The organism is Streptosporangium brasiliense, assembly GCF_030811595.1.
GTDB classification, from domain to species: domain Bacteria; phylum Actinomycetota; class Actinomycetes; order Streptosporangiales; family Streptosporangiaceae; genus Streptosporangium; species Streptosporangium brasiliense.
The window spans coordinates 6,460,590-6,475,454 of sequence record NZ_JAUSRB010000002.1 but is presented as its reverse complement, the minus strand read 5'-3'; the positions used below and the strand labels follow the sequence as shown (position 1 = coordinate 6,475,454).

18 protein-coding genes are annotated in these 14,865 nt (G+C 71.7%); 7 read left to right on the top strand and 11 right to left on the bottom strand.

Going from position 1 to position 14,865, the window contains the following annotated elements; genetic code table 11:
- Window position 1: 1 nt before the first annotated feature.
- The gene (locus J2S55_RS38095) at window positions 2-409 is read right to left on the bottom strand and encodes a hypothetical protein (RefSeq protein ID WP_306871212.1); all 408 of its coding nucleotides are present in this window, start codon (window positions 407-409) and stop codon (window positions 2-4) included.
- Between the two features lie 108 nt (window positions 410-517).
- Here J2S55_RS38095 and J2S55_RS38090 point away from each other — a divergent pair, with 108 nt between their 5' ends.
- Both J2S55_RS38090 and J2S55_RS38085 read left to right on the top strand, forming a co-directional pair.
- Window positions 518-1,474, top strand: coding sequence for a LysR substrate-binding domain-containing protein (locus tag J2S55_RS38090; protein ID WP_306871210.1), 957 nt, complete (start codon window positions 518-520; stop codon window positions 1,472-1,474).
- Between the two features lie 72 nt (window positions 1,475-1,546).
- Window positions 1,547-1,987 carry a YybH family protein gene (locus J2S55_RS38085; protein WP_306871207.1) on the top strand — a complete coding sequence of 147 codons (441 nt, stop codon included), beginning with the start codon at window positions 1,547-1,549 and terminating at the stop codon, window positions 1,985-1,987.
- Between the two features lie 803 nt (window positions 1,988-2,790).
- Here J2S55_RS38085 and J2S55_RS38080 read toward each other — a convergent pair.
- The 5 genes from J2S55_RS38080 to J2S55_RS38060 all read right to left on the bottom strand — a co-directional run bounded on the left by J2S55_RS38080 (window position 2,791) and on the right by J2S55_RS38060 (window position 6,432).
- Window positions 2,791-4,275, bottom strand: coding sequence for a pentapeptide repeat-containing protein (locus tag J2S55_RS38080; protein WP_306871203.1), 1,485 nt, complete (start codon window positions 4,273-4,275; stop codon window positions 2,791-2,793).
- Between the two features lie 364 nt (window positions 4,276-4,639).
- Window positions 4,640-5,266, bottom strand: a complete 627-nt coding sequence (locus J2S55_RS38075; RefSeq protein ID WP_306871200.1) for a methylated-DNA--[protein]-cysteine S-methyltransferase — start codon at window positions 5,264-5,266, stop codon at window positions 4,640-4,642.
- On the bottom strand, window positions 5,263-5,748 hold the full coding sequence (locus J2S55_RS38070) for an RNA polymerase sigma factor (protein ID WP_306871198.1): 486 nt from the start codon (window positions 5,746-5,748) through the stop codon (window positions 5,263-5,265). The genes J2S55_RS38075 and J2S55_RS38070 overlap by 4 nt, the downstream gene beginning before the upstream one ends.
- A 43-nt stretch (window positions 5,749-5,791) precedes the next feature.
- Window positions 5,792-6,289, bottom strand: coding sequence for a methylated-DNA--[protein]-cysteine S-methyltransferase (locus tag J2S55_RS38065; protein ID WP_306871195.1), 498 nt, complete (start codon window positions 6,287-6,289; stop codon window positions 5,792-5,794).
- Window positions 6,286-6,432: a hypothetical protein gene (locus J2S55_RS38060; protein ID WP_306871193.1), complete on the bottom strand. Its 147-nt coding sequence runs from the start codon at window positions 6,430-6,432 to the stop codon at window positions 6,286-6,288. Before J2S55_RS38060 ends, J2S55_RS38065 begins: the two co-directional genes overlap by 4 nt.
- A 329-nt stretch (window positions 6,433-6,761) precedes the next feature.
- On the opposite strand from J2S55_RS38060, the gene J2S55_RS38055 reads away from it, so the two are divergent.
- Window positions 6,762-7,229 carry a hypothetical protein gene (locus J2S55_RS38055; RefSeq protein ID WP_306871191.1) on the top strand — a complete coding sequence of 156 codons (468 nt, stop codon included), beginning with the start codon at window positions 6,762-6,764 and terminating at the stop codon, window positions 7,227-7,229.
- Window positions 7,230-7,390: 161 nt separating this feature from the next.
- On the opposite strand, the gene J2S55_RS38050 is transcribed toward J2S55_RS38055, so the two are convergent.
- Entirely contained in the window at window positions 7,391-7,858 is a 468-nt protein-coding gene (locus tag J2S55_RS38050) for a hypothetical protein (protein ID WP_306871188.1), read from the bottom strand.
- A gap of 363 nt (window positions 7,859-8,221) precedes the next feature.
- Between J2S55_RS38050 and J2S55_RS38045 the strand changes: the two genes are divergently transcribed.
- Window positions 8,222-9,340 (top strand): tyrosine-type recombinase/integrase, encoded by a 1,119-nt coding sequence (locus J2S55_RS38045; protein WP_306871186.1) that lies wholly within the window; start codon window positions 8,222-8,224, stop codon window positions 9,338-9,340.
- Between the two features lie 148 nt (window positions 9,341-9,488).
- Here the strand turns inward: J2S55_RS38045 and J2S55_RS38040 are convergent, their stop codons facing one another.
- Window positions 9,489-9,743, bottom strand: coding sequence for a helix-turn-helix domain-containing protein (locus J2S55_RS38040; protein ID WP_306871184.1), 255 nt, complete (start codon window positions 9,741-9,743; stop codon window positions 9,489-9,491).
- 66 nt (window positions 9,744-9,809) lie between these two features.
- Here J2S55_RS38040 and J2S55_RS38035 point away from each other — a divergent pair, with 66 nt between their 5' ends.
- The 3 genes from J2S55_RS38035 to J2S55_RS38025 all read left to right on the top strand — a co-directional run bounded on the left by J2S55_RS38035 (window position 9,810) and on the right by J2S55_RS38025 (window position 11,563).
- A complete protein-coding gene (locus tag J2S55_RS38035) occupies window positions 9,810-10,235 on the top strand; it encodes a M24 family metallopeptidase (RefSeq protein ID WP_306871182.1) in 426 nt (141 codons plus the stop codon).
- A gap of 111 nt (window positions 10,236-10,346) precedes the next feature.
- On the top strand, window positions 10,347-11,108 hold the full coding sequence (locus J2S55_RS38030; RefSeq protein ID WP_306875733.1) for a MerR family transcriptional regulator: 762 nt from the start codon (window positions 10,347-10,349) through the stop codon (window positions 11,106-11,108).
- Between the two features lie 149 nt (window positions 11,109-11,257).
- Entirely contained in the window at window positions 11,258-11,563 is a 306-nt protein-coding gene (locus J2S55_RS38025) for a DUF3817 domain-containing protein (RefSeq protein WP_306871179.1), read from the top strand.
- On the opposite strand, the gene J2S55_RS38020 is transcribed toward J2S55_RS38025, so the two are convergent.
- The 3 genes from J2S55_RS38020 to purB form a co-directional block, all read right to left on the bottom strand.
- On the bottom strand, window positions 11,560-12,546 hold the full coding sequence (locus J2S55_RS38020) for a DUF4037 domain-containing protein (protein WP_306871176.1): 987 nt from the start codon (window positions 12,544-12,546) through the stop codon (window positions 11,560-11,562). The genes J2S55_RS38025 and J2S55_RS38020 overlap by 4 nt on opposite strands.
- Window positions 12,547-12,695: 149 nt before the next feature.
- Entirely contained in the window at window positions 12,696-13,427 is a 732-nt protein-coding gene (locus J2S55_RS38015; protein WP_306871174.1) for a GNAT family N-acetyltransferase, read from the bottom strand.
- Between the two features lie 5 nt (window positions 13,428-13,432).
- The gene (purB, locus tag J2S55_RS38010; protein ID WP_306871172.1) at window positions 13,433-14,863 is read right to left on the bottom strand and encodes an adenylosuccinate lyase; all 1,431 of its coding nucleotides are present in this window, start codon (window positions 14,861-14,863) and stop codon (window positions 13,433-13,435) included.
- Window positions 14,864-14,865: the final 2 nt, after the last annotated feature.

Below are 14,865 nucleotides of genomic sequence, written 5' to 3'. Positions count from 1 at the left end.
CTCACGCACCCTCGGCCCCCTCACGCAGGACAGGCCGCCGCCACACATCGATGAACTGCACCACGACCGCGACGACGGTCATCACCCCCAACGGCAGGTGCAACCACAGCGCGCCGTCCAACCCGGCGAAGTACTGCACCGTCTCGGCCGCCACCACCGCCATCGCGGTGAGGAACGGCCAGACCTGACGCAACCGGACCCAGACCGCGACCGCGACGACCGCCTGCAGGTACCCGATGGAGGTGACGGCGTCGGCGCCGACCGCATGCAGGCTCAGCGCGCCGTAGTCACCGGTCAGATACATCCCGGCGAACACCGGCTGGCCCGCGATCGCCACCACGTGCGCGCTGACGACGGCCCGCAGCATCCATCCCGTCAGAGCCGTCCGGGGCGAGGCCACGGTGAGCATGTGAATCCCTCCTCACTCCGTTCCCGATCCGTGAACGACCCCGACGATATGGCTCACAAGTTATCTTGTCTAAGATCAATATTGCTATGCTGTTATGTCCCGGGAGTCATGATGGACCTGAACACGCTCAAGCAGTTCATGGTGGTCGCACGGCTGGAACACCTCAGCCGGGCAGCCGACGAACTCCACATCGCCCAGCCCTCACTGAGCCGCACCATCGCCCGCCTGGAGAGCGAACTGGGCACACCACTGTTCAACCGCAGCGGCCGGCTCCGACTCAACGACGCCGGCAAACTCTTCCGCGATCACGTCGAACGCTCCCTCGGCGAACTCGAAGCCGGACGACGCGCCGTCGCCGAGGCCGGCAACCAGGGCCCGGGCACCGTGAGACTGGCATCGGAGACCTTCCTCACCCTCACCGGCCCACTGGCGGCCTACAAACAAGCCCACCCCTCCATCGAGATCGAACTCCACTGGTCCCTGGCCGAAGACATGACCCGCCTCCTACGAGCCCAGGACGTCGACCTGTGCGTCGCCTCACAACCGATCCACGCCGAAGGCCTGAAATCGACACCCCTGTTCGACGAAGCGGTGGGAGTGGGCACACCACTCGACCACCCCCTCGCGGACCGCACATCGGTGAGCATCGACGAACTCGCCGACCAACCCTTCGTCACCGCCCGCGAAGGCCACTGGCTACGCCGCCTGCTTGATCGGCTCTTCGCCGCCAGAGACCTCACACCGAAGATCGTCTGCGAAGTCGACGAGCTCACCGCCATCGCCGGCCTGATCGGCGCGGGACTCGGCATCGGCCTCGTCCCAAGCTTCGCCCGCCACTTCGCCTTCGCCCGCCACAGCACCACACGCGCCCCGCTCACCTGGATCGCCGTCGACAACCCCGACTGCCGCCGCAGAGTCACCCTGTACTGGGGCGCCGACAGCCACCTGCCGACCGCCGCCCGCCTGATGCGCACCACGATCACCAACTGGGACTGGAACACCGACGGACCCCAAACGCAACGACCTCGAACAACTCCGGAGCCGGCACGGCAGCCGCAGGCCTGACATCCCGGGGCGCTGCGTCGTCGTACCGGTGAGAAGCCAAGACTCCACACCGGACGGAAAGGACGGGCAGCGATGCCTACGCAACACGAGATGGACCAGGCCGAGATCCGCCGGCAGATCGACAAGATAGTCGAAGGACTCCGGACCAAGGACCTCGAGGGCCTCAAGCTGCTTTACACACCCGACGTCGTCTCCTTCGACATCGAACCGCCACTGCAGCACGTAGGGACAGAGGCGAAACTGAAGAACTGGAACAACGTCTTCACGCTCTTCCAGGACGTGAACTACGAGGTCCGCGACCTGACCCTCACCGTGGGCGACGACGTGGCGTTCGGCCACTGCTTCGGCCGGCTGAGCGGCACACTGAAGAACAGGACGGCGACGGACGGCATGTGGGTCCGGGCCACTTTCTGCTTCCGGAAGATCGACGGCAACTGGCTGATCGGGCACGACCAGGTCTCCGTACCGCTCGACATACCGAGCGGCAAAGGAGTGACCGACCTGCAGCCCTGACGAGCCGCCCACGTCCGGGACGTCACGGGCGGCGCCACCCGTCGAGCCACCGACCCGGTTGCGCAGACCGGGGGAGCGGCGGCAGCTTGACCGCGCAGGCGGCATCGACGGCCGGCCCCGGCCCGCCTGCCCCTGTCTGGCACCACAGAACCCGACACACACTGTCACATATTGGACACATAGCGTCAAATGCCCCGACACGGTATCGCGGGGGAGTAGGCCAAGTCCGGCAGCAAGAGACAGCGGCAGAGGCAGGCCACCCCGCATACCCGAAACCACACCACGGAGCGGCCCCCGGCAACCGACCCCGACGCCCGCAAGCGCCCTGCGCCTACGCCGGCGGCACGCGCCCCGGCCACGGGAACGGCGACGACCGAGCGCGGCGATCCCGCCTCAGGGAACGCGGCCACACGGCCTCCAGCCCGAAAACAGTACGAATCGGACTTGCTGCGGGAAACTTGCAGATTGCTCCGGCTTACCGTGGAAGAACGGAACAGAGGAAGACGGACCGGATCCCGCCGGGCGCGGACCGGAAGATCATCGTTCCGCCGACCACGGATCGAAGATCATTTTTCTCGCCCCGTACGGCAGGCCCGCCCGCGGCGCCCACCGGACGGATCGCGCAAGACCGTACGCGGAAACCAGGGCGGCCCTATGGGAGAGGTCAACCGGATCAGTTCGGACGGGACGGGACAGTCCATCCCGGCCCCCCTATCGGCGCCCATCAATCTCATACCAGACAGAAGGTGAATTCTGTTTGGTATAAAAATGACCATATTCGAGGCATCGCCCACCGCCCCGCCTTAGGACAGAGCGGGATCGGTGTCGGTGTCGGGCGCCGGCGCGGATCCCACGCCGGGTGGCTCGCCGGGTGGTCCGCTGCTCTGCGGGGGCGGCTGGATCAGCTGGGCCCGGCCGGATCCGTCGCCCAGGGGGTCCTCCCTCCAGCCTTCGGGCCACAGGCGTCCGGCGGCGCAGGAGGTCTGGGCCGTGGCCTCCCACAGGGCGGGTGCGTCTGCGAAGACGGCCTGCTGGAAGGAGACTCCGCCTGCGAAGGCGGCCTGCCGGAAGACGGCCTCGCCGTTGAAGGCGGCCGCGCCGAAGGACGCCTGCGCGTTGAAGGAGGCGGCCCGGAAGACCGCCCAGTCGGCGAATTCGGCCTGGCCGAACAGCGCTGCCTCGCCGAAGGTCGCGCCGGTGAAGTCCGCGCGGAGGGCGAAGACGGTTGCGCGGAAGGTCGCTGTGCCGTTGAACAGGGTCTTTTCGAATCCCGCTCTGTGGTTGGCCTCGCGTGGATCCGCGCCGCGGGTGAAGACGGCCGCGGTGAACGTCGCCTCTCCGTCGAAGGTGGCGCCGTCGAAGCGGGTGAGTCCTTCGAGGGTGGCGCCGTCGAAGGTCGCCCGGCGTATCCGGCACCGGCTGAGGTCGAGGTCGAGCAGATGCGCGCCGGTGAGGTCGAGGTCGATGCCGGGCCAGAAGGTGCCGGGCGGCAGCGGCTCGTCCCTGCTCCAGCGCAGGTGTTCGGCGAGTATCCGCTGGGCGGTGGCGCGGACCTGGAGTTCCTGGGGGTCGGCGGGGGGTGTGGCCGCCTCCCCGTGGCCGGCGGGGTCCGGGGTCCCGGTTGGAGTCCCGGACGGGGTGGCGGGCATGCGGAGGTAGGCGCAGATCACATCGGTGATCGTCTGGCGGTGCCCGGGGGTGTCGTGGGCGAGGCGTCCGAGGGCGTGCAGGCCGGCCAGCCGTACGGCGGCCTTGTCGTGCCCGAGCTGGTCGCCGGCCTTGGTGTAGAGCTCGGTGAGGCGTTTTTCGGCGGCGTCGTACTCCTGGTGGGCCTGGGCGCGCTCCCCCAGCCACTGGCGGCGCGCTCCGAGCAGCAGCGCCACCAGTCCTGCGGCTCCGGCGCCCACGGTCAGGCCGGTCTTCACCGCCTCCGCCCGCAGCTCCACGCGTCTGGCGGCCTGTGGCGCGCTGTCGGCCAGCGACAGCAGGGCGGCTGTGGTGGCCCAGATGGACACGGTGATGAGCACGGCGCCGATGAGGACCCACCACCACGGCAGGACGCGCAGCCGCGTGTGGTCGGCCGGGCCGGGGCGTTTCAGGATGAGGCCGGTGCCCAGGGCCGCGAGCACCACGGCCGTCAGGCCCAGCACGCCGGGCAGCGGCACGTAGGCCGTCAGGTCGGGGGCGGCCGCCTGCCGGGTCAGGAGCGCGGCGCCGCCGGCGGCCGCTCCTCCGATCAGTGAGATCGCGCCCGTCGTGTGTCTGGGTCTGCTCCCCCGCTGCTTCATGGTGGCAACTTCAACGTATCGGCCGCGGATCGTCCACCGTGGCCGGCGCGTCCGCTCCGCCGCGGCTCGGTTCTCTGCCTGGGGGCGGGGCCGGCGTGGTGTCGGCCGGCCGGGGTCGAGCGTTCGGGCGGCAGGGGGTGGCAGGGGGGTGCGGCCGGTCTTCGGGACGGGAGAGGGTGACCTGGCCGACTGTCTGTGGGGCGGCGGCGGTGCCGGGCCCGTCGATGTCGGATGCTCCGGGCCCGTCGATGTCGGATGCTCCGGGCGCGGTGGGAGTGCCTTCGTCAGGCCGAGTGGTTGCTGCCCCTGCCGGGGTGAGGCGTCCGCGCCGCCCGTCCGGACGCCGGCCGGCGGGGTGCGGCGTTCATGGGGTGGCCTCCAGGGCCAGCAGGACTTTCTTGGCGTCGGTGCCGCCGACGTACTGGCCGAGGGTGCCGTCGCTGCGTACGACGCGGTGGCAGGGGACGATGACCGGCAGGGGGTTGGTGGCGCAGGCGGTTCCGACGGCGCGTACGGCTTTCGGGCTGCCCGCGGCGGCGGCCACGGCTGCGTAGCTGGCGGTCGCGCCGTAGCCGATCTCGCTCAGGTGCGTCAGGACGGTACGGCGGAAGCCATGGGCCAGGCACAGGTCCAGCGGCAGGTCGAACAGGTTGCGCCGGCCGGTGAAGTACTCCTCGATCTGCCGGGTGGCGTTCTCCAGGCGGGCGGGGGCGCGCAGCAGGCGGGGGCTGAGGCTGCCGGCCAGCTGCTGCAGGACCTTGTCGTGGTCCTCGCGGGCGTAGGCGACGCGGACCAGGCCGCGTTCGGTGGCGGCCAGCAGCAGCGGCCCGACGGGGGTGTCGAGGGTGCGGTAGGCGACGTCGAGGATCCCGGCGCGTTCGGCGGCCGCGGCCAGGCGGGCGTGCAGGCGCTCCTGGGTGGCCTGGTCGGTCTCGGTCAGGCGGGCCAGCAGCTCGCCGTCGCCGGCCGGCGTCGCGGGTGTGGTCGTCATCGGTCCTCTCCTTCGAGGTAGCTCTTGCGTAGTTTGGCGATGCCGTCGGCGGCCGCTCGCCTGGCGGCCTGCGGGCTGCCGCCCAGGACGTGGGCGACTTCGGCGTACGGCAGGCCGGCCAGGTAGTGGTAGGCGATGGTCTGGCGCTGTTTGAGCGGCAGGGCGTGCAGGGCCTTCCACAGCTCCGGCTCCCCCTCGCCGGGCACGCCGTCCTTGGCGGGTGTCTCCGGCAGGTGCTCGGTGGGGACGGCCCGTCGCTTCTCGGCGCGGAGCTGGTCGATGGCTTTGCGGTGGGCGATGGTGACCAGCCACGCTTCGATGTTGCTGTCGGCCCGCAGGGTGGGGTATGCCTGCATCGCCGACAGGAACGTCTCCGACCAGGCGTCTTCGGCGGCGGTGGTGGGGCCCAGGACGGCGCGGCACACGCGTAGCACGGCCGGCCCGTGCTCGGCCACGATCGTTTCGAAGGGATGCTGTCTCACGTTGGGTAAACGTCGCGGGCGGGTCGGATGTGAGGTGGTGGTGTCAAAAGAGTTGTCCTTGTCGCCAGGGTGCGGGGCGTTCGAGGTCGAGCAGGAACTGTTTGCGGGCCAGGCCGCCGGAGAATCCGGTGAGGTTGCCGTCGGCGCCGATGACGCGGTGGCAGGGCACCACGACGGCGATGGGGTTGGCGCCGTTGGCGGCGCCCACGGCGCGGACCGCCTCGGGGCTGCCGATCTCGGCGGCGAGTTCGGCGTAGGTGACGGTGTGTCCGTAGGGGATGGTGGTGAGCGCCTGCCAGATGCGGCGCTGGAAGTGGCTGCCGGTCAGGTGGGTGCGGAGGGTGAAGGTCTTGCGCTGTCCGGCGAAGTACTGGGTGAGCTGTTCGGTGGCCTCCTCGAAGCCGGAGATGACTTTCGGGCCGAAGGTGGCGGGGTCGGGCATGTGGCGGTGGTCTTGCATGTAGGTGCCGCTGAGGACGCCGTCGGTGGCGACGAGGGTGAGGGTCCCCATCGGTGAGTCGATCGTCGTGTGTGTTCTCATGGCGCTGTCCTGCCGGTGCTGGTGTCGGTGTCGGTGGTCCGGGCGGTTTTGGTGCTCTCGGTGTTCTCGCCGGTCCGGGCCGGGTGGGTGCGGGGAACGGCCGGCCCGTTGCGGCGGGCGTCCGGCCGGTGGCGTCTGCTCATATCTGGTCAACGCGTGGGGGCGGATGAATGTGAGGTCGCCGCGGGGCTCCGGCCCTTCCACGGCTCACGGCTCCGTCCTCTTGCCCTGGCCCCCTGTCTCCGCGTCTCCGCCGTTCCGGCTCCCGGGACACAGGGCATAGGGCGAGGGCTACCGGGGCCTTGCACGGCCCGGGGGTGGCCATGGCCCGGCCCGCGCCGCGTGACCCAGCCCAGCCCAGCACGGCACGGCGCGGGGCGGATTGGGGTGCCGACGCGCCGGGGGCGACGGGCTCGCCGAGATTGTCGGTGCGGCATCCTACGATGGGCCGACTCGTGGAGGGATGCTGCCGATGCTGGATTCGCTGATAGTGCCGCTGCTGGTCACCACCGATCTGCCGCCGGATGCGGATCTGGCCGAGTTCGGGTCCCTGCTGGCTGACACGGTGCGGACGCTCGGGGATGGTGAGGCGTCCTATTCGGGCTTCCTGCACGGCGGGGTGTTCTGGCTGGATCGGCCGGGCCCGCCGGCGCATGACGGCGGGTCGGCCGTGTCGATGGCAGAGGAGCTGCGCTTCGCGGCGCTGATCGGTTACCTGTCGATCTCGGGGGTGCGGCACTCGCCCAAGGAGGTGGTCGCCGGCGTGCGCGAGGTGATCACCGAGGCGGTCGCCGGCCGCTACGGCGACCTGGGCAGTCCCCCGGCGGTGATGGCGATCAGGACCGAGGACGTGCGTGAACGCACTCCCCCGTCGGCGCTGCCGGTCAGGACCGCTGACGCCGTCGCCGAGCTGGTCGCGGTCGCCCGCCCCTACATGTAGCCGCCGGGTGCCGGGTACCCGGGTGACGGCACCGTGCCGTCCGGGTGGGCTGCTTCCCCGTCCCCCAGTCCGGCAGGGCCGCCGCGGGCGGACGGCTGTGCGGGCGCAGCGCCCCGGAGAGGCGGTCTCAGGGGTGGCCGCGCCTGGGGGCGTGCCGGGGTTCAGGCCTGGATGGACTCGACGAAGCGCCGGGCTTCGGACTCGCTCATGCCGGTCTCGCCCCGTACCAGCAGGACGGCCTGCTCGCCGCGGCCGTCGGCGCTGAGCAGGCGCACCCGGGTGGCCAGGTCGGCGCCGGGACCGGGTGGCAGCGGCGGGGCTGCGCCGTAGCGGGGCTGGGGCGGCCGGGGCGCCCGGCCGGCGCGCAGGTCGTCGACGTATCGCTTGGCGTCTTTGAGGTCGAGGCCGGTCTGCTCGCGGACGAGTTTGACCGCGGCGATGGGTTTGCCGGCGTCGATCAGCTCGCCGGCCTGCTGTTGGAGCTGCGGGGCGCTGAGCTGTTGCCGCGTTTGCGCGGTGGGGGGTCGCCCGCGCGTGGAGAGCCGTATCAGCGTGGTGATCAGTAAGGCGGCCAGGGCTGCCATGACCACCAGCAGCACCAGCAGCTCCACGGGTCCGAGATTCGGCATGGGGTGATCCTACGGTCGCGGCAAGCGGATCGGGCCCGCTCGGTCTCCCTGGATGCGTGGGAGTCCGCCGGAACCATGCCTTCCGTGATCGCCCTTGAGAGGGGTGAGGTTTCCGAGAAGGGTGAGACTTCCGTATAGGCGCTGCGGGGGCGGTCATGTGTGATCGTCTGCGTAGGGGTGGGGTGTGGTCTGGGTGCGGTTTTCCCGCGGGTGGGCGGGGGTGAGGCCGGGCAGGTTGCGGGCAGGCGGTGAGGGCCCGCTCCCCCGGCACGTCATGGGCCCCGGGGCGGGTGTTGTCGGTGCCGGCCGCTACGGTCGGCACGACGACTCGGCGCGTTGGAGGAGAAGGGTGTCGTTGAGACCATGCGGCCAGTGGATCTGAATCGCCTCACCGTGCAGGAGTCGGCCGATCGTTATGTGGAGCTGATCCGCGCCAAGACGCTGACGGGTGCGCTGTCGGCGGCGACGGCGGAGGTCTACGCGCGGGATGTGGCCACGTTCGTACGGCTGGCGGGTGAGGGGCAGGTCCTTGATGATCTGACCGGCGAGGACGTGGACGCGATTTTGCTGGCCTTCGCCCGTAAGCCCGACGGCCGGCGGGCCGAGCCGGGTGCCGGGCTGCAGTCGGCCTCCTCGCAGGCGCGCTTCCGGCGGTCGGTGTCGGCGCTGTTCAAGCATGCGATGCTGGCGGGCTGGGTGCAGGTCAATCCGATGGCGCTGGCGACGATCACGGCCCGGGAGCGTGGGGGGTTGCGTCCGGAGCGGCGGGCGCTGACGCGTGAGCAGGCCCAGGGGCTGATCGGCGCGGCCCGTGATCTCAGCGCCGGTGACGGCCGGGCGGTTGACGGCCGGGTGGTGCCGCGGGGGCAGGCGCCCGCCACCGAGGAGCCGGCCGTTGAGGGGCCGCCTATCACTGAGGGGCCGGCCGCCGACGGCCGGAGCCGTCGGCGTGACCAGCGCACCGAGTTGCGGGATGCGCTGATCGTGCTGCTGCTGTCGACGATGGGGCCGCGCGTCTCGGAGCTGGTGCGGGCGAATGTGGAGGATTTCTACACCAACGACGGGGTGCGTTACTGGCGGATCTTCGGCAAGGGCGGCAAGACGCGTGATGTGCCGCTGCCCGATGACGTCGCGCAGGTGCTGGAGGTCTACCTGGCGCGGGGCCGGGCCGAGTCGCCGGACAAGGCGCTGCTGCTGTCGTGGCGGGGCAAGCGCCTGGCGCGGGGGGACGTGCAGGCGGTGATCGACCGGGTGCAGCGGCTGGTGGATCCCGACCGGCGGCGTTCGGTGACCCCGCACGGCCTGCGCCACACCACCGCCACCCATCTGCTGGCCGACGCGGTGGACATGGACGCCGTACGCCGGGTGCTGGGCCACAGCGACCTGGCGACGCTGGGCCGTTACCGTGACGAGCTGCCCGGTGAGCTGGAGGTGGCGATGCGGTCGCATCCGCTGCTGCGGAGGCCCTCGGGCGGCCGGTGAGGTGGCCGGTGAGGCGGCCGCGCGGGTGAGGCCGTGCGGCCGCGGGCCTCGCCCGCGGCGCGGCCCTCTCCAGCGCGCTGGTCATCCCGGCCGGGGTGCGGGACGCCCGTCACGGATGTAGGCCAGTTCACCGCCGTCCGGGGGCCGCTCAGGCGGCGTGTTCGGCGGCGGCCACCTCGGCCAGGACGTCCAGGGAGATGCCCAGGGCGTGGGCGAGTGCGGCGATGGTGAAGAAGGCCGGGGTCGGCACCCGGCCGGTCTCGATCTTGCGGAGGGTCTCGGCCGACAGTCCCGCGGCGGCGGCCACCTCGGCCATGCTGCGGGGGCCGCGTGCCTGGCGCAGGATCGCGCCCAGGCGGTGGCCGCGTTCGTGGTCGAGCTGGGTCAGTGGAGGTCGCACCATGCCGACCACCCTAGCAACCGCGATAACAATACCGGTATATGTATTGGGCAACCGGGAGTGCGGCACATGGTGGAGACCAGGTCCGCGGCCGAGGTGGACGCGATGCGCGAGGCGGACCGGGGGGTGGCCCGCGCGCTGGAGGCGGTGCGCGGGCACGGGGCGCCGGGGGGCAGCCTGCTGGAGCCGGACGAGGTCGCCCGGACGGTGATCGCCCAGGCGAGTGCCCGGTCGGCGTTCCTGCGCCACAAGCCCGCCTTCGCGCCGACGCCGTTCCCCGCGGTGATCTGCGCCTCGGTCAACGAGGTGATCGTGCACGGCGTCCCTGACGGCTACCGGCCGCGCGCCGGGGACCTGCTGAGCGTCGACTGCGGCGCCTACCTGGACGGTTGGGCGGCAGACTCGGCGATCAGCTCCGTCGTCGGGCGGGTACGGCACGCCGCCAAGGGTGGTCATGACCCGCCGCCTCCGTCCGAGGGCCCCCGCCTCGGGTGAGCCGGCGCGCCGGCTCACCCGAGGCGGGTTGACCCTCCCGTAACGGGAGGGTTCATGCTGGGTCAGGGTCACCCCGGCAGGAGACGACAGCGAAGGGGCGCCGTGGACTCCATGGACTACTCGGTCGGGCAGGTGGCCCGGCTCGCCGGGGTGAGCGTGCGCACGCTGCACCACTACGACGACATCGGTTTGATGCCGCCCGGGCGGCGCACCGCCGCCGGCTACCGCCGCTACAGCCAGGCGGACCTGCAGCGGCTGCAGCACGTGCTGTTCTACCGTGAGCTCGGCTTCCCCCTGGAGGAGATCGCCGTCATCCTCGGCGAATCCGGCGCCGACACACTGACGCATCTGCGGCGCCAGCACGAGCTGCTCACCCGGCGCATCGGCCGGCTGCGGGCGATGGCCGCGGCCGTGGAACACGCCATGGAGGCGCACAGCATGGACATCTCGTTGACCCCCGAGGAACGCTTCACCGTTTTCGGGGATTTCGTCCCGGAAAAGTATGACGCTGAGGCGCGTGAGCGCTGGGGCGGCACCGAGCCCTACACGCAGTCGCGGCGGCGCATGGCCGCGATGACCAAGGACGACTGGACGCGTTTCAAGGCCGAGGCCGCCCAGACGGTGGCGGAATTCGCCGAGGCCCTCGCCGTCGGCCTGCCGGCCGACGGCGAGCGGGCGATGGAGCTGGCCGAACGGCACCGGGCGCACATCACCCGCTGGTGCTACGACTGCTCCTACGACATCCACCGCGGCCTGGCCGACATGTATGTGGCCGACCCCCGCTTCGCGGCCGGCTACGAGCAGGTGGCGGCCGGGCTGAGCGCCTACATCCGCCAGGCCGTCCACGCCAACGCCGACCGCGCCCGGAGCTGACCCCCCTCCCCTGCCCCGCCCGTGCCATGGCACGGGCGGGGCAGGACGCTCACCCCTCCGGCCGGCGGTGATCGCCGGCACCGGCGGCGGGACCTGTCCCCCCTCCCCCTAAGCTGGGGGCGTTCCCGACCTGAGGAGAGGTGTCCGCTGTGCCGACCGCACTGCGTCTGTTCCGTTATGTGGCGATCGCCGAGGCGTGTTCGTGGGCGGGGTTGCTCGTCGGCATGTTCTTCAAATACATCGTGGACTCGGGCGACCTCGGGGTGAAGATCTTCGGCCCGATCCACGGCGCGCTGTTCGTGCTGTACGTCGCCGGGGTGCTGGCCGCCGCCCGCGAGGCCCGCTGGAGTGCCGGCACGGTCGTGCTGGGCCTGGCGTGCGCGGTGCCCCCGTTCACCTCGCTGTGGTTCGAGCGGCGCATGCTGGCCGCCGCCCGCGAGCCGGTCGCCGCCTAAAGCCCCCCCTCACCCCCCTCACCGCCTTCCAGTACGGCACGCGTCACCGCCCGGCACCGCCGCGGGCACATCAGCAGATCGGTGGAGCCGCCGAACTGGTCGACCGAACCGGTCGGCGGCAGCGCCCGCACCCACGGGTCGGCGACCGAGGCGGTGAGCGCGTCGGCGAACCGCTGGGCGTCGATGACCTCGAACGGCCGCCGGTGATAGGCCCGCGTCGTGGTCTCCAGGATCTCGCCCAGGCCCAGCCGGTTGTGCATCTGGGCCACCCGCTCATAAGCGCGGCCCAGATGCCGCTGCCGGCTCCGCCAGTCCCCGGCGCCCAGCGCACCCGACAGCGCGTCACCGAGCTCGGCCGTACCCGGCAGGCGGGCGAAGGCGCTGCCGAGCCATTTGCCGTACGGCGGGTAGCGGCGGCGCATCAGCAGCACCAGCCGCATCAGGTCATCGGCCAGGCCCGCGGTCAGCACGGCCGAACCGAGATCGTCACCGACCTCCCCGCACCGGCCGGGGAAGGCCTCCCGCTGGGCCAGGCGCCGCCACTGACAGGCCAGCACATACCGCCACAGGTCACCGGGATACCAGCGCAGCGCGGCACGGGCGCCTTCCAGCACCTCCAACCCGTCGTGGAAGACCTCCCCGCAGGTGACCTCCGCCAGCCGCTGCCAGGGCGTGGCCAGCCAGTCCAGCGCCCCGACCCCCTCCAGCGGATCGAACCCCAGCCGCCCGCGCAGCCAGGCGGCGGCGCCGGTGACCTCCACGCCGTGCCCGGCGCCGAAGGCGGTGGGATAGCCGCCGAAGAGCGGCGGCAGCGCCGCGGTGACCGACTCCCGCACCGGCCCGACGACCTCGGGGGCCACGAACAGCACCACCCGCGGCCCCCAGTCATGGTCGGTGGAGCGCTCGGTGTCGAACGCCAGCACCTCCGAGCCGGGCCCGACCAACGCCGCACTGTGGGGAACGTCGGCGACCAACGGCCGCACGACCTGCGCATAGAAGGTACGCGAAAGCTCCAGACCAGGCACAAAACTGGACATCATTCCGTCCACTTTGCCGGGCGTGACCGCCCGACGCACCAGGTTTTCCCCCCCGCTCCCCCACCCCGCGGAAACCGCCGCCCCCGCGCTCCGGCTCACCCTCCCAACGTCGCCGCCGCCACCGTCCGGCCCCGCAACCCCAGCCCCTCGTACAGGCCGATCGCCGCCCGGTTGTCACTGTCGACCATCAACGCCACCCGCCCGTGCTCGGCCGCCAGCGCGGCGAAGACGAACCCGCACACCTGCCGGCCGTACCCTCGGCCGCGATGGGCGGCGGCGGTGGCCACCCCGGCGACGAACCCCACCTCAGGACAGGACCAGGCATCAGCCGCCGCGGCCACCAACGCCCCGCCGTCGGCGCGCAGCCCCGCCCAGCGGCGGACCCCCGCCAGCCCCGGCACCGCCCACGACGACGGCGACGCCTCCGCCAGCAGCGCGCCCACCTCCGCATCGGCGTCCCGCAGCCACCCCGCCGGCCCCGCCGCGGCCCGCGCAGCCGCCACCGGGCCGGCGTCCATCCACTCGAACGACCACATCTGCCCCACCCAGGGCAGCCGCTCCGACAGCTCCGCCACCAGCGCCCGCTCCCCCAGCAGCCGATACGACGGCCCCAGCTCCGGCAGCGCCAGCCGCAGCACGGCGGCCACCTCGCCCGCCCCGCCGCGCACCGTCAGACGGTCACGCCGGTTCAGATCCGGGCTCGCCACCGCCACGGCCTCCCCCAGCGCCCACGCCCGCACCCCGCCGCGCATGCCCTGCGCCGCCCACACCACCAGCGTGTCGTCATCGCAGGCCGCCGCCACCTCGGCGGCGGCCCTCAGCTCCACAGCGTTCAGAGGATCGCCCCAGGGGTGTAAGCGGCCGCCGCCGGATAACGGGCGGTGATCTCCCCGATCCGCGCCACCACCGACTCCACCTGCTCGGCCGCCGCCCCGGTGAAGGCGATCCGCTGCTCCAGCAGCCCGGCCAGCCCCGCGGCGTCCAGCGGGAAACGCTCATCGGCCGCCAGCCGGTCCAGCAGCTCGTTACCGGCGCCCCGCTCACGCATCGCCAGCGCCGAAGCGACCGCGTGCTCCTTGATCAGCTCATGGGCGCTCTCCCGGCCCACCCCCGCCCGCACCGCGGCCATCAGCATCTTCGTCGTCGCCAGGAACGGCAGATACCGGTCCAGCTCGGCGGCGATGACCGCCGGGAACGCCCCGAACTCCGAAAGCACCGTCAACATCGTCTCCACCAGCCCGTCGAAGGCGAAGAACGCATCCGGCAGCGCCACCCGCCGCACCACCGAGCAGGACACATCCCCCTCGTTCCACTGGTCACCCGCCAGCTCACCGGTCATGGAGGCATACCCGCGCAAGACCACCGTCAGGCCGTTGACCCGTTCACACGAACGGGTGTTCATCTTGTGCGGCATCGCCGAAGAGCCGACCTGACCCTCGGCGAAACCCTCGGTGACCAGCTCGTGCCCGGCCATCAACCGGACCGTCTTGGCCAGCGAGGAAGGGGCCGCGGCCAGCTGCACCAGCGCCGTGACCACCTCGTAGTCCAGCGAACGAGGATAGACCTGTCCCACACTGGTCAGCCGGTGCGCGAACCCCAGATGCGCCGCCACCCGGTCCTCCAGCTCCGCCAGCCTGCCCCGGTCACCGCCCAGCAGATCCAGCATGTCCTGAGCGGTGCCTACCGGGCCCTTCACACCCCGCAGCGGATAACGGCCGATCAACTCCTCCAACCGGGCGAAAGCCACCAGCAGCTCATCGGCCGCCGACGCGAAACGCTTGCCCAGCGTGGTCGACTGCGCCGCCACATTGTGCGAACGCCCCGCCATCACCGTGCCCGAATGCTCGGCCGCCAGCGCCCCCAGCCGCGCCAGCAACGCCACACACCGATCCCGCACCACCAGCAGGCTGTCGCGGATCTGCAGCTGCTCGACATTCTCCGTCAGATCACGCGAGGTCATCCCCTTGTGCACGTGCTCATGCCCGGCCAGGGCGTTGAACTCCTCGATACGGGCCTTCACATCATGACGGGTCACCCGCTCCCGCTCGGCGATGGAGGCCAGATCCACCTGCTCGACGACCTTCTCGTAGTCGGCCACCGCCTGAGCGGGCACCGACACCCCGAGCTCCGCCTGCGCGGCCAGCACCGCCAGCCACAGGCGGCGCTCGGCCACCACCTTGTACTCAGGAGACCACAGACGGGCCAGCTCCGCCGAGGCGTAGCGGGCGGCCAGGACATTGGGGATACGCGGCTTGGCACTCACGT

What these genes read in the sequence shown, in the direction of transcription:
- J2S55_RS38095 (WP_306871212.1), bottom strand. Translation starts at nt 409, where the DNA reads ATGCTCACCGTGGCCTCGCCCCGGACGGCTCTGACGGGATGGATGCTG.
- J2S55_RS38090 (WP_306871210.1), top strand. Translation starts at nt 518, where the DNA reads ATGATGGACCTGAACACGCTCAAGCAGTTCATGGTGGTCGCACGGCTG.
- J2S55_RS38085 (WP_306871207.1), top strand. Translation starts at nt 1,547, where the DNA reads ATGCCTACGCAACACGAGATGGACCAGGCCGAGATCCGCCGGCAGATC.
- J2S55_RS38080 (WP_306871203.1), bottom strand. Translation starts at nt 4,275, where the DNA reads ATGAAGCAGCGGGGGAGCAGACCCAGACACACGACGGGCGCGATCTCA.
- J2S55_RS38075 (WP_306871200.1), bottom strand. Translation starts at nt 5,266, where the DNA reads ATGACGACCACACCCGCGACGCCGGCCGGCGACGGCGAGCTGCTGGCC.
- J2S55_RS38065 (WP_306871195.1), bottom strand. Translation starts at nt 6,289, where the DNA reads ATGAGAACACACACGACGATCGACTCACCGATGGGGACCCTCACCCTC.
- J2S55_RS38060 (WP_306871193.1), bottom strand. Translation starts at nt 6,432, where the DNA reads ATGAGCAGACGCCACCGGCCGGACGCCCGCCGCAACGGGCCGGCCGTT.
- J2S55_RS38055 (WP_306871191.1), top strand. Translation starts at nt 6,762, where the DNA reads ATGCTGGATTCGCTGATAGTGCCGCTGCTGGTCACCACCGATCTGCCG.
- J2S55_RS38050 (WP_306871188.1), bottom strand. Translation starts at nt 7,858, where the DNA reads ATGCCGAATCTCGGACCCGTGGAGCTGCTGGTGCTGCTGGTGGTCATG.
- J2S55_RS38045 (WP_306871186.1), top strand. Translation starts at nt 8,222, where the DNA reads ATGCGGCCAGTGGATCTGAATCGCCTCACCGTGCAGGAGTCGGCCGAT.
- J2S55_RS38040 (WP_306871184.1), bottom strand. Translation starts at nt 9,743, where the DNA reads ATGGTGCGACCTCCACTGACCCAGCTCGACCACGAACGCGGCCACCGC.
- J2S55_RS38035 (WP_306871182.1), top strand. Translation starts at nt 9,810, where the DNA reads ATGGTGGAGACCAGGTCCGCGGCCGAGGTGGACGCGATGCGCGAGGCG.
- J2S55_RS38030 (WP_306875733.1), top strand. Translation starts at nt 10,347, where the DNA reads ATGGACTACTCGGTCGGGCAGGTGGCCCGGCTCGCCGGGGTGAGCGTG.